Raw genomic sequence first — 21,524 nt, 5'->3', positions numbered from 1 at the left:
ATGTGGGGAAAGAGCCATGAGCGATAAAGACGATCTGCGCAAATATTCCTCCCAGGTCATCGACGGTGTCGAGGCCGCGCCCGCCCGCGCCATGCTGCGTGCCGTGGGCTTTACCGACGAAGACTTCAAGAAACCGCAAATCGGCATCGCCTCCACCTGGGCCATGGTCACGCCCTGCAACATGCACATCGACAAACTCGCGATCGAAGCGGAAAAAGGTGCGAATGCCGCCGGCGCCAAAGGCGTGATCTTCAACACCATCACCATTTCCGACGGCATCGCCAACGGCACCGAAGGCATGAAATATTCACTGGTGTCCCGTGAGGTGATTGCCGATTCCATCGAAGTGGTGGTCGGTTGCGAAGGCTTTGACGGGCTGGTGACCGTGGGCGGTTGCGACAAGAACATGCCGGGCTGCCTGATCGGCATGGCGCGGCTCAATCGCCCGTCGATTTTCGTCTATGGCGGCACCATTCGCCCCGGCGCCGGCCACACCGACATCATTTCCGTGTTCGAAGCCGTGGGCCAGCACGCCCGCGGTGACATCAGCGAGATCCAGGTCAAGCAGATCGAGGAAGTGGCGATCCCCGGCCCCGGTTCCTGTGGCGGCATGTACACCGCCAACACCATGGCCTCGGCCATCGAAGCGCTGGGCATGAGCCTGCCCGGTTCCAGTTCCCAGGACGCGGTGGGCAGCGACAAGGCGTCGGACAGTTACCGCGCCGGCCAGCAAGTCATGGAACTGCTCAAGCTCGACCTCAAGCCCCGGGACATCATGACCCGCAAGGCCTTCGAAAACGCGATCCGCGTGGTGATCGCCCTCGCCGGCTCGACCAACGCCGTGCTGCACCTGCTGGCCATGGCCAATGCCGTGGACGTCGAGTTGACCCTCGACGACTTCGTCGAGCTGGGCAAGATCTCTCCGGTGGTGGCGGACCTGCGCCCCAGCGGCAAATACATGATGAGCGAGCTGGTGGCCATCGGCGGCATCCAGCCCTTGATGAAGCGCATGCTGGCGGCCGGCATGCTGCACGGTGACGTGCTGACCGTGACCGGCAAGACCCTCGCCGAAAACCTCGAAAATGTGCCCGACTACCCCGTCGGCCAGGACGTGATCCTGCCCTTCGATCAACCGATCAAGAAGGACTCGCACCTGGTGATCCTGCGCGGCAACCTCTCGCCCACCGGCGCCGTGGCCAAGATCACCGGCAAGGAGGGCCTGCGCTTCGAAGGCACGGCCAGGGTGTACCACGGCGAGGAAGGCGCACTGGCCGGCATCCTCAACGGCGAAGTGCAGGTGGGCGATGTGATCGTGATTCGCTACGAAGGGCCCAAGGGCGGGCCGGGCATGCGCGAAATGCTCTCGCCAACCTCGGCGGTGATGGGCAAAGGCCTGGGCAAGGAAGTGGCGCTGATCACCGATGGGCGCTTTTCCGGCGGCTCCCATGGTTTCGTGGTGGGGCATATCACGCCCGAGGCGTTTGAGGGCGGGCCGATAGCGTTGGTCGAAGATGGTGACCGAATCACCATTGATGCTGAAACCCGGCAGATTACCGTTGATGTGTCCGACGCAGACCTGGCTGAGCGCAAGAGCCGTTGGGTGAGGCCTGAGTCCAAGTACAAGCGTGGGGTGTTGGCCAAGTATGCGAAGACGGTGTGCAGTGCTTCGGAGGGGGCGGTGACTGACAAGTATCTTTAGCCCGTAGGTTTATGTTGTCTGAACCGCCGCCTTCGCGAGCAAGCCCGCTCCCACATTTGGAATGCAGTTCAAAATGTGGGAGCGGGCTTGCTCGCGAAGAGGCCCTCACATTCACCGATAACTATCTGCAGAAAATCACGGCTGATAGCCAAACATCGACTTCACTTCAAGGTAGTCCTCCAGCCCGTGCACGCCCCACTCGCGGCCATTGCCCGACTGCTTGTAGCCGCCAAAAGGCGCGCCGTTGTCGGCCTTGCTGCCATTGAGGTGGACCATGCCGGTGCGCAAGCGCCGTGCCACTGCCCGGGCCCGCTCCAGGGTGCCCGCCGTGACGTAGCCCGACAGGCCGTAAGGGCTGTCATTGGCGATCGCGATGGCCTCCTCCTCCGTGTCATAGGCAATGATCACCAGCACCGGCCCGAACACCTCCTCGCGGGCGATCGGCATGTGCGGATGGACATCGGCGAACACCGTCGGCTTGACGAAATAACCCTGTGTCACGCCCTCGGGACGCCCGACGCCGCCACAGACCAGCCGTGCCCCTTGCTCTATGGCAGCGCCGATCAGCGCCTGGACCCGCTCGAACTGTGCCCCATTCGCCAGCGGCCCCATGGCGCTGGACGCCTGGCTGTCGTCGAAACAGCTGTGCGCCGCGACAGACCGGGCGATGTCTATCGCCCAGGCTAGCTGTGCCCGTGGCACCAACAAACGAGTCGGCGCGTTGCACGACTGGCCGCTGTTGCGCAAACAGCTGCTGACACCATGGCGCACGGCGGCGTCGAAATCAGCATCGGCGAGGATCAGGTTGGCCGATTTGCCACCCAATTCCTGGGACACCCGTTTCACGGTATCTGCCGCCGCCTTGGCCACCGCAATCCCCGCACCGGTCGAGCCGGTGAACGAAACCATATCGATGTCGGGGTGGCGGGCGATGCCATCGCCGAGAGTCGGGCCATCGCCATTGATCAGGTTGAACACCCCCTTGGGCACGCCGGCCTGGTGAAGAATGTCGGCGAGCAGCATTGCCGACAGCGGCGCCTTCTCGCTGGGCTTGAGCACCAGGGTGCAACCGGCCGCCAACGCCGGCGCGATCTTGCAGGTCAGTTGATTGAGCGGCCAGTTCCAGGGCGTGATCAACCCGCAGACGCCAATCGCCTCGCGGCTGATCAGGGTGCTGCCGTGCGCTCGGTCGAACTCATAATCGCGCAGCACCTCGAAGGCCCGTTGCAGATGCCCGAGGCCCGCCGGCACATGGGCGCTGTGGGCCAGTGACAGCGGCGCGCCCATCTCCCGGTGCACCAACTCCGCCAGCGCTTCGCTGTGCTGGCGATAGCCCTCGATGATCGCGGCCAGCAGGTCCAGGCGCTGCTCGCGGGACCATTGCGAATAGAGCGTGAAGGCATGCCGGGCCGCGGCGACGCCGAGGTCGAGATCGGCGCGGGTACCGAGGCTGATCGCAGCGATGGCGCGTTCGGTGGACGGGTCGATCACCTCCAGGGTTTCCCCGCCCAAAGGACGGACCCAAGCGCCGTCGATGTAGAAATCCAAAGGGTTCATCGGGCCTCCTCAGGCGACTTGATCGAGCACGCGCTGCAAGGTGTCGAAGATCAGCGTGATCTGTGCTTCGCTGATGATCAGTGGCGGCGACAGCACGATGTTCTCCCCTGAAGCCCTCACGAGCAGGCCGGCCTCGAAACACCGCTGGGCGACTTCACCGGCGCGAGCACCCGGCGCACGATCGCGGGATTTGAGTTCGACCGCACACAACAGGCCGATGGCCCGCACGTCCTGCACCCATTGCTGCTCACGAAGCGCGAGCGCGGCGCGCTGCCATAGCGGCGCCACCTGCTGGACGTGGGCGTTGATCCCCAGCTCCTCATGCACCGCGAGGGTCGCCAGGCCTGCCGCACAGGCCAACGGATGAGCGGAATAGGTGTAGCCGTGCATCAATTCGATGGCTTGCTCGGGGCCCGCCATGAAGGCGTCGTACACCGCGCCACTGACCATCACCGCGCCCATGGGCACGGCGCCATTGGTCAAGCCCTTGGCCAGGGTCATCAGGTCTGGCGTGACGCCAAACGCCTGGGCCGCGAACGAGTGCCCCAGGCGTCCGAAGCCGGTAATCACTTCATCGAAAATCAGCAACACGCCATGCTGGTCACAGATCTCGCGCAGCCTCTGCAGGTAACCCACGGGCGGTGCATAGACGCCACCAGAACCCGTCACCGGTTCGACAATCACCGCGGCCACCGTCGCCGGGTCGTGGATTTCCAGCAGCTGCAGCAGCGCCTCGGCATAGTGCGCGCCCTGCTGCGGCTGGCCTTCGCTGAAGCGCAGGCTGGCGTCATAGGGCAGCGGCAGGTGCGCAACGTCGCCGAGCAGCGGCCCGAAGTCCCGCTTCTGCCGGCCGATACCGGACACCGACAAGCCGCCGAACCCCATGCCGTGATAACCCTTGGCGCGACCTATCAGCTTGGTCCGGCGACTGTCGCCGCGGGCCTGGTGATAGGCCCGGGCGATCTTCAACGCGGTGTCCACAGCCTCGGAACCGGAGTTGGTGAAGAACACCTTGTCCAGCCCCGCCGGCGCAATCGCCGCCAACGCGTCGGCGATGGTTAGCGCTGCCGGATGGCTCATCTTGAACGAGGAGACGAAGTCCAGGCGCCCTGCCGCTTCGCGGATGGCTTCGACGATCCGTGCCTGGCCGTGACCGGCGTTGACGCACCAGAGCCCGGCCATGGCGTCGAGCACCCGCTGGCCCTGGGTGGTGGTGTAGTGCATGCCCTCGGCGCTTTCGAACAGCATCGGCTGGCGATTGAACTGGCGCATCGGGGTAAAGGGCGCCCACAGCGCCGACGTGGAAATCTGCTTCATCAAAGGTGCTCCATCCATTTAATCAGGGTCAGATCCGGGTGCCGATCAGCGTCGGGCGTTGCATCGACCCGGCATTGGTGTTGACGCCGCGATCGAACAGCAAGCGGCCCTCTTGCAGGCGGCAGCTGACGTGGTCGCCGAAGGTGGTTTCGACAAAACGCCAGTCCATCTGCAACGCCCCTTCTGCGCTCCACCGGCCCTGGGCGATGACGGGCGTCTGTTCCGGTTGGTACTGGTGATGCAGATAGTTGCCGGTGATGCTGGTCCGGGATTCGACCGGCTGCTGCAGGCCGACCCGCAGGCTGTGCCGCCCACGGTGATCGACCAGGCTGAAGTCGCAGTAGTCATCGTGAAAGTCGAAACCCAGCTCCAGTACGCCGTCTTCGTTGGGCTCGACGGCGAAACGTCCCTGCAGGGCAGCAGCGTTGGGTGAGGTGCTCGAGCCTTGCAGCGTCGGCAGGCGCAGGTCATCGATCAAGGCATCGAGTTGCCCCTGGCTGGTGTGCGGATCGACCGCTTCGCGCCCCAGCGCCGGGAACAGGTGCTCCCAGATCGCGGCTTTCAAGCGGCGCTCGCCCAGTTGCAGCCCGCAGGTGAAGGCGATGACCGTGTCCTGGTCCGGCAGTACCATGCAGTACTGGCCGAACACGCCGGACGCGTAGTAGCCGCCATGCCGGGTCATCCACCACTGATAGCCGTAGCCCTCACGTTGCGCCTCGGCGTTGTTGTCCTTGTTGCGCGGCAGGTACTGCTTGCCGTCGAACTCGCCCATCCACACATCGTCGACCTGATTGCGGGTGGCCTCGGCGATCCACTGCGCCGACAGCAACTGGCGCCCCTGCCATTGGCCGCGGTTGAGGTGCAGCACGCCGAACTTCAACGAGTCTTCCGTGGTGCAGCTCAAGCCGTTGCCGCCGGAGTTGAAACCGCCAGGGGCCAGGTCCCATTCCAGCTTGTCCATGCCGAGAAAATCCAGGACCCGCTGCTGCAGCAAGGCGTGCAGGGTAAGCCCTGTGACCTGGGTGACGATCGCCGACAACATGAAGCTCGAGGCGCTACTGTAGATGAAGTCTTTTCCCGGCGGTACAACGACCGGCTCATGCAGGAAGGCTTCGACCCAGCTGGTTTTCAGGTTGCGCCAGTCGCCGCCGGAAATGCCCCGTTGATGGCCGGTGCGCATGGTCAGCAAGTCTTCCACGGTCATGGCCGCCAGGTTCGCGCTTATGTCTTGCGGACACAGCTGGGGGAAAAAGCTGACCACCTTGTCATCGAGGCTCAGGCGACCGTCATCGATCAACAAACCCACGGCGGTGGCGGTCCAGCTTTTGGTCGCCGAATGCTGCACGTGCATGCGGTGCGCCGAGTACGGTCGCCAGAACGCTTCTGCCACCACCGCGCCCTGGCGATAGAGCATGAAGCTGTGCAGCTCGAGTCCGGCACTGCTGACGGCCGCCAGGAAATCGACGATACCGCGAGGGTCGACGCCGCACTCATGGGGCAAGGCTCTGGGCAGAGGTACATAGGTCATAACGGTGGATCCTCACAAATTGCCATTATCTTTACTGGCAATGTTTTTATATTCCGAATAATACACACCTGGTTTTATCAGGTGCTGCATAAATGTATTTGAGCGGCCTATAATTCAGCTTCCGGGCGCATCGAAGCTTTCCGGTCTTTTCGGGTATCCTTCCCTCCCCTGTCACAGGAACCACAACGCGCCATGGCTCAACTCACCTCGCTGCAGACCAAAGTCGCCGGCCAGATCCTTTCCGCCATTCAGTCCGGCGACCTGCAACCCGGTACCCACCTCAAGGAAGTGGAACTGAGCCAGCGCCTGGGCGTGTCGCGCTCGCCGATCCGCAGTGCCCTGTCGTACCTGGCCGAACAACAACTGATCGAGCCGCTGCCGCAACAGGGCTTTTGCGTACCGCTGCAAAGCTCTGCGGTGTTGCCGCAACAATTCGATGAGCTGCACAACGAGGAAGACGAGCTTTACACCCGGCTGATCGACGACCGGCTGAACCAGGTGTTGCCCGACCAGATCTCCGAGAGCGACCTGTTGCGCCGTTACGGCGCCGGCAAAAGCGTGCTGCGCCGTTGCCTGTTGCGGCTTTCCGATGAGGGCGTGATGCAGCGCAAGCACGGTCACGGCTGGATGTTCCTGCCCACCCTGAGCAGCCCGCAGACACGCTTCGAGAGCTATCGCTTTCGCATGCTGGTCGAGCCGGCCGGCCTGCTCGAACCCACCTTCAAGATCAACCCCGAACAATTCCGGCGCTGCCGCCAGCGCCAGCTCGAACTGCTCGAAGGCCAGGTCGACGGCCAGCGGTTTTTCGAAAGCAACGCCGAGTTTCACGAACTGCTGGCGGCGGCGTCCGGCAATACCTACATCCTGCAGTCGATCCAGCAGCAGAACCGTTTGCGGCGCCTGACCGAGTTTCATTCGGCGAGTAACGTCGAGCGGGTCAAGGTGTCCTGCCGGGAGCACCTGGCAATTCTTGATGCGCTGGAACAGGGGGATAACGAATGGGCTTCGACCCTGTTGCATCGGCACCTGGAGGTGGCTAGCAAGATGGGGGTGGCGCGTAACAAGGGGTGATGTTTTAAACGATGACGCGGGGAACCTGGAACCCCGCAGCGCTCTCAGGTTTTTCGCGAGCAAGCTCGCTCCTACAGGGGCCCGCCTGCGCAGAACCTCCTCTCGGCCTCTCGATGGGGCCAAAGCAAAAGCGAGGCGGCCTGTGGGCCGACCTGATCCCAAGTCAACGCGTCCCCCTGTAGGAGCTGGCTTGCCAGCGAAGGTCGTTAACGATGACGCGCCCTGTCTGAATGAAAGCGTTCTCCAGACGTTTTTCGCGAGCAAGCTCGCTCCTACAGGTAAGAGGCTAAACCATAGGTGGTCGTTACCGCAGGAATGGATATGTACGCGGTCAACAAAACACAGGTCGGCTGTCAGGCCGCCATCGCCGGCAGGCCAGCTCCCACAGTTTGATCGGAGCCAGCCCCCAAATTTGACTGGCGTACACACAGGAGCATTCATCACCAAAGCGCCACGGTATAACCAAGGATCACCCGGTTTTCGTTCATGTCCCGCAGGTAATTGGCCTTGCTAAACCCATTACGCCAGCGCAACGAAACCCCCTTGAGCGCCCCCGACTGAAACACATACCCCAGGTCGATATCCCGCTCCCACTCCCGCCCCTCGCCAGCAAACCCCAACACCTGGGCCTGATCGCCCTTGGCCCATCGAGTAGAGAACGTCAGCCCCGGAACCCCCAACACCGCAAAGTCAAAGTCGTAGCGCGCATGCCAGACCCGCTCATTGGTCTGGGAGAAGTTACTCAGCTGATACTCCGAGAACAGATAGGTGTTGGTGCCATCGACATAGGTGAAAGGCGTGTCGCCGAATTGCTCCTGATAACCGCCACCCAGGCTGTGGCCCTTGTAGCTGTAGGCCACGCGAGTACTCAGCGCACGGTTGTCGACTTGACCCGCCAGCCCTGCACCGGCCTTGTCCGCATCGAAGTAACGGATATCGGTTTTCAGCGTACCGCCGCCGAGGGCGAAGCTGTTTTTCAGGCCCACGTAGTGCTGCTGGTAGATGTCGTCCAGCTGGGCGAAGTGATAGGTCAGGATCAGGTTCGGCATGAGCTTGTAATCGCCGCCGATGAAACGGAACTGATCACTTTTGGCCGAGCTCTTGTAGGCGCCGCTTTGACTGGTCAGCCCCATGTCTTCGTAATCGGTGGATTCGCGTTGTTTGGTCCGGTCGATCTGGCCGCCGGTCAGGCTCAGGTCCTTGATGTCGGCGGACGTCACCTGGGTGCCACGGAAGGTCTGCGGGAACAGCCGGCTGGTGTTGGGTTGCAGCGTTGGCAGGTCCGGCAGCAGGTAGCCGCTGCGCAACTCGCTTTTGGCGAAACGCATTTTTCCGGTCACGCCCAGCTTGGAATATTCGTCGTGCGCACGCTTGGCGTAGCTCGGTTGACCCGGCTCGGCCTCGTTGTCCCGCGACAGCAAACCCGAGCCTGAGCGGTCGGGGCTGGAATCGAGTTTCAAGCCGAGCATGCCGACCGCATCCACGCCAAAACCCACCGTGCCTTCAGTGAACCCCGACTTCAGGTTGAGGATGAAACCCTGCGCCCATTCTTCGCGTTTGGACTGTCCGGCGTCTTCACGGTAATCGCGATTGAAGTAGTAGTTCTTCAGTTCCAGGTCGGCCTTGCTGTCCTTGATGAACTCGGCCTGGGCCTGGGCGCTCAAGAGGCCCCCGCCCATCAGGCTGACACTGGTCACTATCAGGCTCAGATTGTTGTTGCTCATGTTTGGCTCCTGTTGGTCTTATTGTTTTTTACGGGCATGACTCCCCCCTTCGCGCCGGTTTCGGGACTGGCGCGCGGGGTGTGATCAGGGGGTTAAATCAAACGTTGGCCGGTCGTATTCGGTAGCCGCCGTCAGCGAGTTTTTCCAGAGGGCTGGCCGCCGCCAGCAATTGCCGTGTATAGGGGTGCCGCGGAAAGTCGAAGACCTGGTCGCGCGCGCCGACTTCCACCACTTCGCCCTGGTGCATCACCGCCACCCGGTGGGCAATGCGCTCCACGGCCGCCAGGTCATGGGAGATGAACAGGCAGGCAAAGCCGTACTGCGCCTGCAAGCGCTCGAACAGTTCGAGAATCTGCTTCTGGATGGTCATGTCCAGCGCGGAGATCGGCTCGTCGGCGATCACCAGTTGCGGATGGCGCACCAGGGCACGGCCAATGGCGACACGCTGGCGCTGGCCACCGGACAGTTGATGGGGAAAGCGCTCGACGAACTGCTCGCCCAGGCCCACATCACGCAAGGTCTGCGCGACCCGCTCGCTGCGCTGGAAGGCATTGAGGTCGGGCTCGTGACGCAGCGGCTCAGCCAGGATCTCGCCGATTCTCATCCGCGGATTGAGCGATGAATACGGGTCCTGGAAGATCATCTGGCATTGCAGCCGATGGGTGCGGTTGGCGGCCTTGAGAATGTCCACGCCCTTGAAGCGGATCGCCCCGGCACAGGGTTTGATCAAGCCCACCAGCGAACGACCGAGGGTGGTCTTGCCCGAGCCACTGCCACCGACCAGCGCCAGGGTTTCCCCCGGCGCAATGGCCAGGCTGGCCGAATGCACCACGCGCTTGTACTGGCGTTTGCCCCAGAACGACGGTGGGCCGGGATGCTCGATGCACACCTGATCGACTTCCACCAATGGGCCCTTGCTCAGCGGCAGCGCTGCCAGTTCGCCGCGCCGGGGCAACGCCTCCAGCAATTGCCGGGTGTACTCGGCCTTGGGCGTCAGCAGGATGTCATTGATCGTGCCCTGCTCCACCGACTTGCCATGGCGCATCACCACCACTTTATGGGCATAGCGCGCCACCAGTGACAGGTCATGGCTGATGAACAGGATCGCCGTGCCCTGCTCGCGGGTCAGTTCCAGCATCAGCTCGATCACGTCCAGCTGGGCCAGGCAATCGAGCGCGGTGGTCGGCTCATCGGCGATCAGCAGCGCCGGACGCAACAGCATCACCGACGCCAGCATGATCCGTTGGCGCATGCCGCCGGAGAACTGGTGCGGATAGGCTTGCAGGCAGCGCTCGGCGTCCTTGATGCCGATGCGCCGCAGCATGGTCAGGCAACGCTCGCGGATCTGCCCGGCATCAAGGTCGGTATGCAACTGCAACGCTTCGCTCATCTGCTGGCCGATCTTCAACGCCGGATTGAGCGACACCATCGGTTCCTGGAACACCATGCCGATGCTCGCCCCACGGATGGCCCGCAACCCGGCAGTATCGAGGGTCACCAGGTCACGGCCCTGGAACTCCAGGCGGCCACCGCAGACTTGCATCGGAGGCGGCAGCAACCCGATCGCGGCCCGAGCGGCCATGGTCTTGCCGCTGCCGGACTCGCCGACCAGTGCAACGATCTCGCCCGGTGCGACACTGAAGCTCAGGTCGTCGACCGCCAGGGGGCCATCGTCACCCACGCGGATCTTCAGGTTTTCCACGCTCAACAACAGATTGCTGGATGCCATGCTCATTTCCTCATCCGCGGGTCGAGACGATCGCGCAGTGCATCGCCGAACAGATTGATTGCCAACAGCGCCAGGCAGATGAACAGCCCCGGGAAGATCCCCAGCCAGCTGGCCGAGGCGATGTAGGGCCGGCTGCTGGCGAGCATGTTGCCCCAGGTCGCAGCGGGTGGCGGCACGCCCAGGCCCAGGAAGCTGAGGGCACTTTCCGAGAGCAGGGCCCAGCCGAACATGCTGGTGGCCAGCACACAGAGCGGCGCCAGACAGTTAGGCGCGATATGCCGCAGCATGGTGTACAGCTCCGAGTTGCCGATGACCCGCGACGCTTCGATGTACTCCAGTTCGCGCAGCGACAGCACCGTGCCCCGTACCACACGCACCACCGATGGCGTGTAGGCGATGCCCAGGGCGAGGACGATCCCGTATTTGCTCGCACCGATGATCGCCATGATGCCCAGGGCCATGAGAATTCCCGGAAATGCCAGCAACGCATCGTTGAACATCATCAGCAAGCGGTCGGTCCAGCCGCGCAGGTAACCGGCAAGCATGCCGATCAGCGTACCGGCAAGCACCGCGACCGTGACAGTCAGCAGGCTGATCCACAGGCTGGTGCGGGCACCGATCAACAACCGGCTGAAGACATCGCGACCAAACTCATCGGTGCCCAGCCAGTGCATGGCAGACGGTCCTTGCAGGCGCGACAACAGGTCGATGCGCAACGGGTCGAACGGGGTCCAGACCAGCCCGAGCACGGCCAGGGCAATCAGCACCAGCAACAGGCTGCCACCGATCAGGGCGTTGGCCGCCGGCCACGCACGGCGCCGCTTGGCAGGTGGGCTCGCGGCACCGACAAAGGGGGCCACAGGGATATTCGAACTCATAACTTCACCCTTGGATCGAACAGTGGGTAGAGCAGATCCACGCAAAGGTTGACCAGCACATAGATGAAGGTGATCAGCAGCAGGCAACCCTGCAGCACGGGGTAGTCGCGGGCGAAAATCGCATCCACCATCAGCCTGCCGATGCCTGGCAGGGTGAACACGGTTTCCAGCACCGCAATCCCGCCCAACAGGTTGCCGAGGATCAGCCCGACCAGGGTCCATGTCGGCGCGAAGGCATTGGGCAAGGCATGGCGCCACAACACCGCACGTTCGGACAGCCCCTTGGCACGGGCATGAGCGATGTACTCCAGGCGCAAGACTTCAATGGTGCTGGCACGGGCCATGCGCGTGATCGCACCCAATTCCACCAGCGTCAGGGTGATCACCGGCAGCACCAGGAAGCTCATGGCTTGCCACGGCGCCTGGGCAAAGCTCACGTAACCCACCACCGGCAACCAGCCCAGCTTGATGCCAAAGGCATGCAGCAACAGCAGGCCGAGCCAGAAGCTGGGAATCGACAACAGTAAGGTGGCGGTAGTCACCAGCCCAAGGTCGAGGGCGCTGTTCTGTTTCCAGGCAGCGATCAGGCCGACCGGCACCGCAATCAGCGTGGCCAGGAAAACCGCCACCAGCACGATGATCGCGCTGACGCTGAAACGCTCCAGAGTCAGCGGCAACACCGCCTGTTTGGTGCTGATGGAAAAGCCCAGGTCACCGCTCAGCACCGCCTTGAACCAGATCAGGAACTGGGTCGCCAGCGAGTGATCCAGGCCCAGATTGCTTCGCATGTCGGCCAGGCTCTGCGGGTCGGCCATGTCGCCGAGCATCAACAGCGCCGGGTCACCGGGAATCAGGCGAATCAACGCGAACACCATCACCGAAATCAGCAACAGGGTCGGTATCGCCATCCCGAGTTTTTGCAGGATAAAACGCAACATGATCAGGCTCCGCGTTACTGGGCTGCGAGGCTGACGCCCCACAGTCGCGGCTTGGCCACCGGCCAGGAGTGGTAGCCACGGACGCTGTCGCGCAGCCCACCGATAATGGTGCCGTTGTAGATGATCACCATCGGCGTGTCCTCGATCATCATGCGATGCAACTGATCGAACAGCGCCTGGCGCTTGCCCGTGTCGCTCTGGCGCACCGCATCACGCAGCAACGCCTGGGCTTGAGGGTTATCCCAGACTTTACGCGGTTCCTTGCTCTTGTCGCCCATCAGCGAATCGAAGCCCAGCGCCGGGTCCAGGCGCGATGAATAGGAAAACGACATCATCTGGTAGTTACCGCTCTGGTAACGCTCCAGTTGCGTGCCCCACTCCAGGGTTTCCATCTCGATGTTCAAGCCGGTGGCCTGGGCCATGGCCTGGCTCAACACGCCCATGTCGAACATCTGCTGATAGCGTTTGTTGACGATCATCTTGATCGGCTGGCCGTGGTAACCGGCCTCCTTCAGCAGACGCTGGGCCTCTTGCGGGTCGTACTGGTAACCCTGTTTCGCCGTGGTGTCGTAGAAGGGACTGGTTTGCGGGATCGCCGAGTTGTTGGGCTCGGACAAGCCGTTGGACAAGGCGGTGACCATTTGTCCGTAATCCAGCGAACGGGCGATGGCCTGGCGGATGCGCACGTCCTTGAGCAACGGGTCGTTGGTCTGGAACAGCAGGCCGCAGATCGCCATGATCGGGCTTACCGACACCTGGATCCCCGGCATCGCCTTGAGTTCCTGGGCGTCGCTGGCAGTCACGTCCGGCAGCAGGTCGACGTTGTTCGACAGCAGGGCCGCCTTGGCCGAGGCCGCATCGGGAATGATCATGAAGCGCACGGTGTCGACCAGCGCCTGCTTCTTGCCGGTGAAGCCATCCGGCCCGGCATCGTCACGGGCGCTGTAGTCCTTGAAGCGCGCCAGCTCCACGGACTGGCCGGGCTTCCACTGCGCGAGGGTGAACGGGCCGGTGCTGATCGGCGCCTTCCAGCGCCCGTCCGCCGCGACCGAGTCCGGATGCAGGATGCCACCACCGCCGCAATCGGGCCGGGCCATGGACGCCAGGAACAATCCGCTGGGCTGATCGAGCTGGAACACCACGGTGAGCGGGTCCGGGGTGGTGATGTTGGTGATCTTCGCCCCGCCGCGACCATCGAACTCCGCCAGGCAGCGCCACTGTGTCTGCGGGTTGAGGTAATGCGACCAGGTCCACTTGACGTCGGCGGCGGTCAAGGTCGCGCCATTATGAAAGCGCACCCCTTCGCGCAGCTTGAAGGTATAGGTCAGGCCGTCGTCGGACACCTGCACCTCCCTGGCCAACAGTGGGCCGACGGACGCGTCCTCGCGATGGGCCACCAGGCCTTCGACGATGTGCAGCATGACGGTATCGGTGTTCTCGTCGCGGTTGACGCCGGGCTCGGTACTGCGGATATCGGCATTGAGGCCCACGCGCAACGTGGTGTCGGCCTGGGCCTGGGCAATGGCGGCCCCGAACGCGACCACGCCAAGCGCTTGCAGGGTGACGCAAAGAGATCTGTTCAATAAGCGATTCACGGGAGATGTTCTCCTTCGCTGAAAGGTCCGGCCAGGGGCAGAGCCGGTTTCAACCTGTGTTTATGTCGTTTTTGTTATGGCCTGACCTTAATCAGCGCCGCATGCGATTTTGTTTTTTTAAATTCGCACGGACATATTCACAGCATGAAGATCGCATTGCAATGTTTTTTTCATCATATAAAAACATTGCCTTGAACTTTATCAGTCAGGGCCGGCCCCTTCGCGAGCAAGCCCGCTCCCACATTTGGAATGCATTCCATTGTGGGAGCGGGCTTGCTCGCGAAGAGGCCCTTAAAGACAGCGAGAGGTCTCAGAGCCGAAACCGATCCACCGACTGCGACAACTGACCCGCCAGGCTCGACAACTCATCCGTGGTCGAAGCCGTCTGCCCGATCACCTTGCTGTTGCCCTCAGACATCCCGGCAATCATCTCCACCTGATGGGCGATTTCATTGCTGGCCAGGCTCTGCTCGCCGATGGTGCGGCTGATGTCGTTGACCAGTTGCGTGGTGTTGAGCGTGGCCTCGAGGATTTCGCGGATGGCGCGCTCGACGTCGGCGGTCACGGCCATGCCTTTGTCGACCTGGGCGACGCCCTCCTCCATGCTGATCACCGCCTCGCGGGTGCTTTGCTGGATGCGCGAGACCATGGCGGCGATTTCCTGGGTCGAGGCGCTGGTGCGGCCTGCCAGGCTGCGCACCTCGTCGGCCACCACGGCAAAACCACGGCCCTGCTCCCCGGCGCGTGCGGCCTCGATGGCGGCGTTGAGCGCCAGCAGGTTGGTCTGGTCGGCGATGCCCTTGATCACCTGGATGATGCTGAAAATCCCTTCGGATTCCTTGTCCAGCGTGCGGATCACCTGCGCCGACTGCTGCGCCGAACGGGCGATGCCGTCCATGTCGTTGACCACCTGATGGATCACCCGTCCGCCATCCTTGGCCAGCGCCTCGGCCTGGTTGGCCATGTCCAGCGCTCGCCCGGCATGCCGGGTGATTTCCTCGATGCTCGCGGTCATTTCGCTGGCGGCGGCGGCCATGGTGCTGGCGGCAGCGCTTTGCTGCTGGCTGCTGCCGGCCACTTCGTGACAACCATTGCTCAGGCGTGTGCTCATGCCGCTGACGCCATGGGCGTTGCTGCGCACCACTTCGATCATGCCGCGTAGATCACGCTGCATGGTCGCCAGGCTGCGAATCAACAGGCTGGCTTCGTCGGTGCGGGTCGGCTCGACAATGGGTTCGCTCAAGTTGCCGTGGGCGATGCTCTCGGCAATGCGGCTGGCCGTGCGCAACGGCCCCATGATGCTCAGGATCACCCAGCGGCCCTGGGCCAGCAACAACAACAGGCTGGCGATGAGCACGGCGCCGAGGGTCAGGTTGGCGCTGCCGAGTACCTGGCGGGTGCCTGCACTGGCCTGTTGGCTGTTGCTTTCAATCAGCTCGCTGAGGGCGGCCATCTGCTCTTCCAGTTGGCTGAACGCGCTGTTGAAGGTGCCGAGTTCCTTTTGTGCGGCCTCGGGATTTTCCAGGGCCATGCCGACAATGCGCTCGGCCGTACTGATGTAGGTGTCAAGGCTGGGCTTGATCCTGTTCAGCGCGGTTTTCAGGGTGTCGTTGACCGGCAGCTTGAGGTTGTCGCCGAGCACTTGCCGAAAGTGCGCCGCATGCTCTTCGATGGACGTGCGCACCTCGGCCTGGCTGCTGGTGCTCTTGCCCAGCCCGACCAGCATCGCCGACAACACGTCGGCGCGCAGCGCGTCGTGCATCATGTCGGCTTCCATGTGGTTGCGCAGCACGGTCATGCCCACTTCGTTGTCCTGCACCGCCTCCGCCATCCGGGCCGTCCCCAGGTAACCGACCAGGCCCATGACCAACGCGGTGAGCAACCCGGTCCCTATCAGCAACAGTAAACGCAGTTTAATGGACACGCTGTGGTTCCTCTTCTGACACGTGGGTTGGCGGCCAACGGCCACCGCGAATGGCATCTCAAGAGGTTATCGACGGGTCTCTGCGCGAATTGAAGGCTATTGCCACTGATTGCGGTTTTTGCGACATGCGGTAGGTAAAGCGGCTTTGTCTGCCGTATTGAGCAGGGAAACCAATAGCAGGCTGACGAATGCACCGGCGACGGCCAGCGCCATGTCCTTTTGCGAATCCCAGGGGTCGTTTTGCGCGCCGACGAAGGCTTTTGCCGTGTCGTCGCCAAGGTAAGCGCCACCGATCCATTCCACCAGTTCGTAGACGGCCGAGGTCGACAGCATGATGTTCAGGGCCACGAAAAACAGCCAGCGCCCGCGCAACGGGGTAAGCCGCAGCAGCACTTCGCGGACCGGCCAGGCCATCAACAGCCCGTAACTCAAATGCACCAGGCGGTCGTAGTGATTACGGTGCAGGCCAAGGCTCTTGTTGAAGCTGACGCCGGTCAGTTCCGAACACCAACGGTCGTACGGCACCAGGGAATAGGTGTAATGAGCTCCCAGTTCGTGGATGCACAAGAACACGAACACCAGGGTGAGTGAGGCCGCAGACAGGCGAAAGCGGCGATAAAACACCACCAATGTCCCCACCAGCAGCAGCGCCAGCAGGTTTTCCAGCGCCCAATCCACCCGGCTGCGTGGGGCATAACCCAAGGCGATGACGATCAGCAGAAACAGGATGAGCAGCGTCAATTCGTATCGCGGATGTTCCTTGGGCTGCATGTTTTGAAGTCCTCGAACCCTGGCACCATTGAAGTCGCAACACCTTTTGACTTTGAGACAAAACCAGGGTGCAAGTTCGCTTTTTTCCTCCGCCCCATGCTAGGTTGTACGATGACCGATGAGTAATCTGATGCTCGTCGATCCGCTCCCCCACAACAACAAGGAAACAACATGAAAAAAGCAAAAATGCTGATCGGTTTTCTGTGCCTGTTCAGCGGCTACGTGGCCGCCACACCGGCTGCCGGGGACAAGGACGTGGCGCAAGCCGTCGACCACTTGACCCAGGCGATGCTGCACAAGGACATTGCTGAACTGAACGCGTTGACCGCCGAGAACCTCACCTACGGCCATTCCAGCGGCAAGATCCAGGACAAGAAAGCCTTCATCGCCGATATCGAAACCGGCAAAAGCGCCTTCAAGACCCTGGAGATGCAGAACCAGACCATCACCGTCTCCGGCGATGTCGCGCTGGTCCGCCATCACTTCTCGGCCCAGGCCCTCAAAGGCACCGAGGTGGTCCCGACGGAAATCGAGAATTTCCAGATCTGGCAGAAACAAGACGGAAAATGGCTGCTGGTAGGACGCCAGGCATTCAAGTTCTGATGGTTGGCTGATCCCGAAAAAAAGGGGGCGAATCGGCGTCTACCCGCCCTTCGCCCCCTTTTGTGTTGCGCTGACTCACCCGCTGGTTTCAGTGCCCGCGAATGTAATGTTCAAACTGCCGGATCAGGTCGGCCTGCTCGACAATGGCCTCCTTGACCAGATCACCAATCGACAGCAACCCGATCAGCTCGCCATTCTCCACCACCGGCAGGTGCCGCAAATGGCTGTCCGTCATGACCGCCATGCAATGCTCGATGCTCTGTTGGCTGTCGGCCGTGACCACCGGGGAACTCATGATGGCCCTGACCGGCGTGCCGACTGACGAACGTCCCAGCAAGACCACCTTGCGCGCATAGTCGCGCTCGCTGATCACCCCGACGACCTGGCCCTTGTCGATCACCGGCAACGCGCCGACGTTCTTTTCGGCCATTTTCTGCACGGCCTCCAACACCATGGCGTCCGGGGCGATGCTGTGCACCTGCTGGTTTTCCACGACCTTGAGCTTGAGCAACTGTGCGGCTGTCTTCATGTCCGTCTCCTGCTGAAAAAGGCACTCAGGCCACTGCGACTTCCACCACCCCGTCGTTCAGCCGCACCGGCCATACCCGCAAGCGCTGTTGCGGGTACTCCAGGCAACTGCCGTCCTCAAGACGAAAATGCTGCTTGTAGATAGGCGAGGCAACGACCAGGTCGCCCTTGATGCTGCCCACCAGGCCGCGGCCGATGACATTGGCCCCGGATTGCGGGTCGTGGTTGTCGATGGCATAGAGGTTTTTACCCTCCATGCCCGGCAGGTAGAACAGCGCCACCTGGGCACCGTCCAGCCACACCACCACGCCGGAGTCATTGACCAGGTCCTGCTGGCTGCACACCGATTGCCAGGTGGCAGACGCAGTGGTTTCAACGCGTTGGCTATTGGACTGGTTCATCAGACGGTCTCCTCGGTAACAGGGATCAGGTTGAGTTCGGCCGCCATGATCGGCCGGCGCTGGCCGCGTTCCTGGACGAAGTGGATGTCCGGGTCCGCGCGTTTGTCGTTGACGAACGTACGGAAGCGCTTGAGCTTTTCCGGGTCCTTGAGAGCGTTGGCCCACTCGCATTCGTAGCGATTGACCACCAGCTGCATCTGCGACTCGAGCTCGGCGCCCAGACCAAGGCTGTCGTGGATGATCACGTCCTTGAGGTAGTCCAGGCCGCCTTCCAGGCTTTCGCGCCAGACCGAGGTGCGCTGCAACTTGTCGGCGGTGCGGATGTAGAACATCAGGAAGCGGTCGATGTAGCGGATCAGGGTCGCGTCGTCGAGGTCGGTGGCGAACAGCTCGGCATGGCGCGGGCGCATGCCGCCGTTGCCGGCGATGTAGAGGTTCCAGCCCTTCTCGGTGGCGATCACGCCGACGTCCTTGCTTTGCGCTTCGGCGCATTCACGGGTGCAGCCCGACACGGCGAACTTGAGCTTGTGCGGCGAGCGCAGGCCCTTGTAGCGGTCTTCGATGGTCAGGGCCATTTGCACGCTGTCCTGCACGCCGTAGCGGCACCAGGTGCTGCCGACGCAGGACTTCACCGTACGGGTCGACTTGCCGTAGGCGTGGCCGGTTTCGAAGCCTGCTTCGATCAGTTCGCTCCAGATGTCCGGCAACTGATGCAACTGGGCGCCGAACAGGTCGATACGCTGGCCACCGGTGATCTTGGTGTAGAGGTCGTATTTCTTCGCTACAACGCCGATTGCAATCAGCTTGTCGGCGGTGATCTCGCCACCGGGAATGCGCGGCACCACTGAATAGGTGCCGTTCTTCTGCATGTTGGCCATGAAGGTGTCGTTGGTGTCCTGCAGCGGCACCAGCGACGGGTCCATGATCGGCTGGTTCCAGCAGGACGCCAGGATCGAGCCCACCGCCGGCTTGCACACGTCGCAACCGGTGTGGCCACGGCCATGCTTGGCCAGCAGTTCTTCAAAACTGATCACCCCTTCCACCCGCACCAGCGCATACAGCTCCTGGCGGGTGTAGGCGAAGTGTTCGCACAGGCTCTTGTCGACGCTGACGCCACGGGCGATCAGCTCATGCTCGAAGACTTGCTTGAGCAAGCCTGCGCAACCGCCGCAACCGGTGCAGGCCTTGGTTTGTGACTTGAGCAGGCCGAGGTCGGTACAACCGCCGTCGATGGCCGAGCAGATGGCGCCCTTGGTCACGTTGTGGCAGGAGCAGACCGTGGCGGTTTCCGGCAAGGCGCCAGGGCCGAGGGTCGGTGCGCCTTCGGACGAAGGCAGGATCAGCGCGGCGGGCTCGGAAGGCAATGCGATCGCGTTCTGCATGTATTGCAGCAGCGTGTCGTAGTAGCTGTTGTCGCCGATCAGCACTGCACCGAGCACCTGTTTACCGCTGGCGTCGACCACCAGGCGCCGGTAGCTGGCACTGGTTTCGTCGATGAACTGATAGCTGCGGGCGCCCGGCGTGTTGGCGTGGGCATCGCCGATGGAGCCGACGTCGACGCCCAGCAGCTTGAGCTTGGTCGACATGTCGGCGCCCTGGAACGGCTCGGCGGCGTCGTCACACAGGCGCGCGGCGACACTGCGCGCCATCTGGTAGCCGGGGGCGACCAGGCCGAACAGGCTGCCATTCCACGATGCGCACTCGCCGATGGCGTAGATGTGCGGGTCGCAGGTCAAACAGGTGTCGTCGATCACCACGCCACCGCGCGGGCCGATGTCCAGCGCGCATTGCCGGGCCAGCGCGTCCTGGGCACGAATCCCGGCGGAGAACACCACCAGGTCAGTCTCGAGGAATTCGTCGTTGGCAAAGTTCATCCGGTAGCGGTACTGCTCGCCGGCGCTGATCGATTGCGTGGCGCGGGACAGGTGCACACCGACGCCCAACCGCTCGATCTGCGCCTTGAGCGCCAGCCCACCGAGGTCATCCAGTTGCACCGGCATCAGCCGTGGCGCGAATTCCACCACGTGCGCTTCGAGTCCCAGGCTTTTCAGGGCGTTGGCGGCTTCCAGGCCGAGCAGGCCACCGCCGACCACCACACCGCGCCGGGCATTGGCCGCCGCGGCACGGATGGCATCGAGGTCTTCCAGGGTGCGATAGACCAGCCGCGAATCGCCTTCGGCGCCTTCGATCGGCGGCACGAACGGGTAGGACCCGGTGGCCAGGACCAGCTTGTCGTAGGCCACACAGCCTTGCGCGGTGATCACCTGGCGCCGGGCACGATCGATTTCCAACACCGGCACCCCCAGGTGCAGGGTGACGCCGGGCGTCTGGTACAACGCCGCGTCGCTCAGTGCCAGCGACTCGGCATCGCGACCGGAGAAGTATTCGGACAGATGCACGCGGTCGTAGGCACGCATCGGCTCTTCACTGAAGACGTGCAGCCGATAGCGATCAAGCGCGCCGCGCTCGATCAACTGCTCGACACAATGATGTCCGACCATGCCATTGCCGATCACGATCAGCGTTTGCAGCTTGTTCAAACTGGCTACATTGGAATTCATATACGACCCTGCCCAAAGCCCATCACGGTGAAAAAAAGCAAAAAAAAACGCCTGAAACCTTGCGGTTCCAGGCGTCTTTGCCTGTTCTTTTGCGGTGTTGAAACCAGACGGCCATGCCTGATCCACCGATGTTGCCCACGACCTGTGCGGCCAGTCGATCGTCGTTGACCGAGAGGGCTGCCCTTCTTTTTCAGAGGGGCTTGAGGGGAGCGATGCAGTGTTTGTGCCAGATTGCTGATTGATACTTTCACGGTCGTGAAAACTGGCGTGATGACCGCGAGTCAGGCGTGTTTCTGGCGGATTGAGCGGGTCGGGCGGCTGTTGCAGCTTGCGATAGAAAAACTCGGCAAACCGCTTCGCACTGGTGCACGTTGTCAGGCATGGCGCTTTAAAAGTGCATGCAGCGGCCGATTGCGCTGCCGGGATTTCAAACCGTGTAATGCTGGCGGAGATTACGGCGAATCGGGTGCTGGATCAGATTGATCCGCCTTGATGGGTGTTCCGCCCTTCAATAATGCGCTGGTCTTTCGGCCGCCATCGCCGGCAGGCCGGCTCCCACAGTAGATTGGGCACGGCCGAGAGAGACGGGTTGGCTGTCAGGCCGCCATCGCTGGCAAGCCAGCTCCTACAGGTTGAACTGACCCCCAAATGTTGGACGGTCTTTGTCGCTAGCCAACGGATCGGGTTCTGTATTCCACAG

16 protein-coding genes and 2 pseudogenes are annotated in these 21,524 nt (G+C 62.4%); 4 read left to right on the top strand and 14 right to left on the bottom strand.

Annotation, left to right across the window (positions count from 1 at the left end; all coding sequences use genetic code 11):
• Positions 1-16: 16 nt before the first annotated feature.
• The gene (gene ilvD, locus SOP95_RS26775; RefSeq protein WP_323608884.1) at positions 17-1,699 is read left to right on the top strand and encodes a dihydroxy-acid dehydratase; all 1,683 of its coding nucleotides are present in this window, start codon (positions 17-19) and stop codon (positions 1,697-1,699) included.
• Between the two features lie 135 nt (positions 1,700-1,834).
• Here ilvD and SOP95_RS26770 read toward each other — a convergent pair whose 3' ends face one another.
• The 3 genes from SOP95_RS26770 to SOP95_RS26760 are packed head-to-tail and all read right to left on the bottom strand — an operon-like array spanning position 1,835 to position 6,101.
• Positions 1,835-3,256 carry an aldehyde dehydrogenase family protein gene (locus SOP95_RS26770; protein ID WP_323608883.1) on the bottom strand — a complete coding sequence of 474 codons (1,422 nt, stop codon included), beginning with the start codon at positions 3,254-3,256 and terminating at the stop codon, positions 1,835-1,837.
• Positions 3,257-3,265: 9 nt separating this feature from the next.
• Positions 3,266-4,573, bottom strand: coding sequence for an aminotransferase class III-fold pyridoxal phosphate-dependent enzyme (locus SOP95_RS26765; protein WP_323608882.1), 1,308 nt, complete (start codon positions 4,571-4,573; stop codon positions 3,266-3,268).
• A 28-nt stretch (positions 4,574-4,601) separates the two neighbouring features.
• Entirely contained in the window at positions 4,602-6,101 is a 1,500-nt protein-coding gene (locus SOP95_RS26760; protein WP_323608881.1) for a serine hydrolase domain-containing protein, read from the bottom strand.
• Between the two features lie 192 nt (positions 6,102-6,293).
• On the opposite strand from SOP95_RS26760, the gene SOP95_RS26755 reads away from it, so the two are divergent.
• Positions 6,294-7,172 (top strand): GntR family transcriptional regulator, encoded by an 879-nt coding sequence (locus SOP95_RS26755; protein ID WP_323608880.1) that lies wholly within the window; start codon positions 6,294-6,296, stop codon positions 7,170-7,172.
• A gap of 440 nt (positions 7,173-7,612) precedes the next feature.
• Here the strand turns inward: SOP95_RS26755 and SOP95_RS26750 are convergent, their stop codons facing one another.
• From SOP95_RS26750 to SOP95_RS26720, 8 genes and pseudogenes are all read right to left on the bottom strand, one after another.
• Entirely contained in the window at positions 7,613-8,896 is a 1,284-nt protein-coding gene (locus tag SOP95_RS26750) for an OprD family porin (RefSeq protein ID WP_323608879.1), read from the bottom strand.
• A gap of 97 nt (positions 8,897-8,993) precedes the next feature.
• Complete coding sequence (locus SOP95_RS26745; protein WP_323608878.1) at positions 8,994-10,625, bottom strand: ABC transporter ATP-binding protein; 1,632 nt, start codon at positions 10,623-10,625, stop codon at positions 8,994-8,996.
• Positions 10,626-10,627: 2 nt separating this feature from the next.
• On the bottom strand, positions 10,628-11,503 hold the full coding sequence (locus tag SOP95_RS26740) for an ABC transporter permease (protein ID WP_323608877.1): 876 nt from the start codon (positions 11,501-11,503) through the stop codon (positions 10,628-10,630).
• Positions 11,500-12,441, bottom strand: coding sequence for an ABC transporter permease (locus tag SOP95_RS26735; RefSeq protein WP_323608876.1), 942 nt, complete (start codon positions 12,439-12,441; stop codon positions 11,500-11,502). The genes SOP95_RS26740 and SOP95_RS26735 overlap by 4 nt, the downstream gene beginning before the upstream one ends.
• Positions 12,442-12,455: 14 nt before the next feature.
• Positions 12,456-14,024, bottom strand: a complete 1,569-nt coding sequence (locus SOP95_RS26730; protein ID WP_442967774.1) for an ABC transporter substrate-binding protein — start codon at positions 14,022-14,024, stop codon at positions 12,456-12,458.
• Positions 14,025-14,346: 322 nt separating this feature from the next.
• Entirely contained in the window at positions 14,347-15,072 is a 726-nt protein-coding gene (locus tag SOP95_RS32285) for a methyl-accepting chemotaxis protein (RefSeq protein ID WP_406592618.1), read from the bottom strand.
• A 132-nt stretch (positions 15,073-15,204) separates the two neighbouring features.
• A pseudogene (locus tag SOP95_RS32280) lies at positions 15,205-16,017 on the bottom strand (MCP four helix bundle domain-containing protein); the annotation flags it as partial.
• A gap of 39 nt (positions 16,018-16,056) precedes the next feature.
• Positions 16,057-16,731: a DUF2238 domain-containing protein gene (locus SOP95_RS26720; RefSeq protein WP_274077809.1), complete on the bottom strand. Its 675-nt coding sequence runs from the start codon at positions 16,729-16,731 to the stop codon at positions 16,057-16,059.
• 171 nt (positions 16,732-16,902) lie between these two features.
• Here SOP95_RS26720 and SOP95_RS26715 point away from each other — a divergent pair, with 171 nt between their 5' ends.
• Positions 16,903-17,334: a nuclear transport factor 2 family protein gene (locus SOP95_RS26715; RefSeq protein WP_323608874.1), complete on the top strand. Its 432-nt coding sequence runs from the start codon at positions 16,903-16,905 to the stop codon at positions 17,332-17,334.
• A gap of 88 nt (positions 17,335-17,422) precedes the next feature.
• Here SOP95_RS26715 and SOP95_RS26710 read toward each other — a convergent pair whose 3' ends face one another.
• Genes SOP95_RS26710 through nirB form a run of 3 tightly spaced genes read right to left on the bottom strand, consistent with a single transcriptional unit; the run spans position 17,423 to position 20,824 of the window.
• Positions 17,423-17,863 (bottom strand): CBS domain-containing protein, encoded by a 441-nt coding sequence (locus tag SOP95_RS26710; protein WP_274077807.1) that lies wholly within the window; start codon positions 17,861-17,863, stop codon positions 17,423-17,425.
• Between the two features lie 25 nt (positions 17,864-17,888).
• Positions 17,889-18,263, bottom strand: a complete 375-nt coding sequence (gene nirD, locus SOP95_RS26705) for a nitrite reductase small subunit NirD (RefSeq protein WP_274077806.1) — start codon at positions 18,261-18,263, stop codon at positions 17,889-17,891.
• Positions 18,263-20,824 (bottom strand): nitrite reductase large subunit NirB, encoded by a 2,562-nt coding sequence (gene nirB, locus SOP95_RS26700; RefSeq protein ID WP_323608873.1) that lies wholly within the window; start codon positions 20,822-20,824, stop codon positions 18,263-18,265. Before nirB ends, nirD begins: the two co-directional genes overlap by 1 nt.
• Positions 20,825-21,245: 421 nt before the next feature.
• Here nirB and SOP95_RS32275 point away from each other — a divergent pair.
• Positions 21,246-21,317: pseudogene (locus tag SOP95_RS32275) on the top strand (DUF6124 family protein); the annotation flags it as partial.
• Positions 21,318-21,524: the final 207 nt, after the last annotated feature.

This window comes from Pseudomonas sp. YuFO8, from assembly GCF_035065025.1.
Classification (GTDB): Bacteria; Pseudomonadota; Gammaproteobacteria; order Pseudomonadales; family Pseudomonadaceae; genus Aquipseudomonas; species Aquipseudomonas putida_AE.
The sequence above is the reverse complement of the archived record's forward strand: the minus strand, read 5'-3'. Positions and strand labels throughout refer to the sequence as shown.

Bases quoted from the DNA above. Each gene is read 5' to 3' on its own strand.
- ilvD (WP_323608884.1), top strand. From the start codon at position 17: ATGAGCGATAAAGACGATCTGCGCAAATATTCCTCCCAGGTCATCGAC.
- SOP95_RS26770 (WP_323608883.1), bottom strand. From the start codon at position 3,256: ATGAACCCTTTGGATTTCTACATCGACGGCGCTTGGGTCCGTCCTTTG.
- SOP95_RS26765 (WP_323608882.1), bottom strand. From the start codon at position 4,573: ATGAAGCAGATTTCCACGTCGGCGCTGTGGGCGCCCTTTACCCCGATG.
- SOP95_RS26760 (WP_323608881.1), bottom strand. From the start codon at position 6,101: ATGACCTATGTACCTCTGCCCAGAGCCTTGCCCCATGAGTGCGGCGTC.
- SOP95_RS26755 (WP_323608880.1), top strand. From the start codon at position 6,294: ATGGCTCAACTCACCTCGCTGCAGACCAAAGTCGCCGGCCAGATCCTT.
- SOP95_RS26750 (WP_323608879.1), bottom strand. From the start codon at position 8,896: ATGAGCAACAACAATCTGAGCCTGATAGTGACCAGTGTCAGCCTGATG.
- SOP95_RS26745 (WP_323608878.1), bottom strand. From the start codon at position 10,625: ATGGCATCCAGCAATCTGTTGTTGAGCGTGGAAAACCTGAAGATCCGC.
- SOP95_RS26740 (WP_323608877.1), bottom strand. From the start codon at position 11,503: ATGAGTTCGAATATCCCTGTGGCCCCCTTTGTCGGTGCCGCGAGCCCA.
- SOP95_RS26735 (WP_323608876.1), bottom strand. From the start codon at position 12,441: ATGTTGCGTTTTATCCTGCAAAAACTCGGGATGGCGATACCGACCCTG.
- SOP95_RS32285 (WP_406592618.1), bottom strand. From the start codon at position 15,072: ATGGCCGCCGCCGCCAGCGAAATGACCGCGAGCATCGAGGAAATCACC.
- SOP95_RS26720 (WP_274077809.1), bottom strand. From the start codon at position 16,731: ATGCAGCCCAAGGAACATCCGCGATACGAATTGACGCTGCTCATCCTG.
- SOP95_RS26715 (WP_323608874.1), top strand. From the start codon at position 16,903: ATGAAAAAAGCAAAAATGCTGATCGGTTTTCTGTGCCTGTTCAGCGGC.
- SOP95_RS26710 (WP_274077807.1), bottom strand. From the start codon at position 17,863: ATGAAGACAGCCGCACAGTTGCTCAAGCTCAAGGTCGTGGAAAACCAG.
- nirD (WP_274077806.1), bottom strand. From the start codon at position 18,263: ATGAACCAGTCCAATAGCCAACGCGTTGAAACCACTGCGTCTGCCACC.
- nirB (WP_323608873.1), bottom strand. From the start codon at position 20,824: ATGAATTCCAATGTAGCCAGTTTGAACAAGCTGCAAACGCTGATCGTG.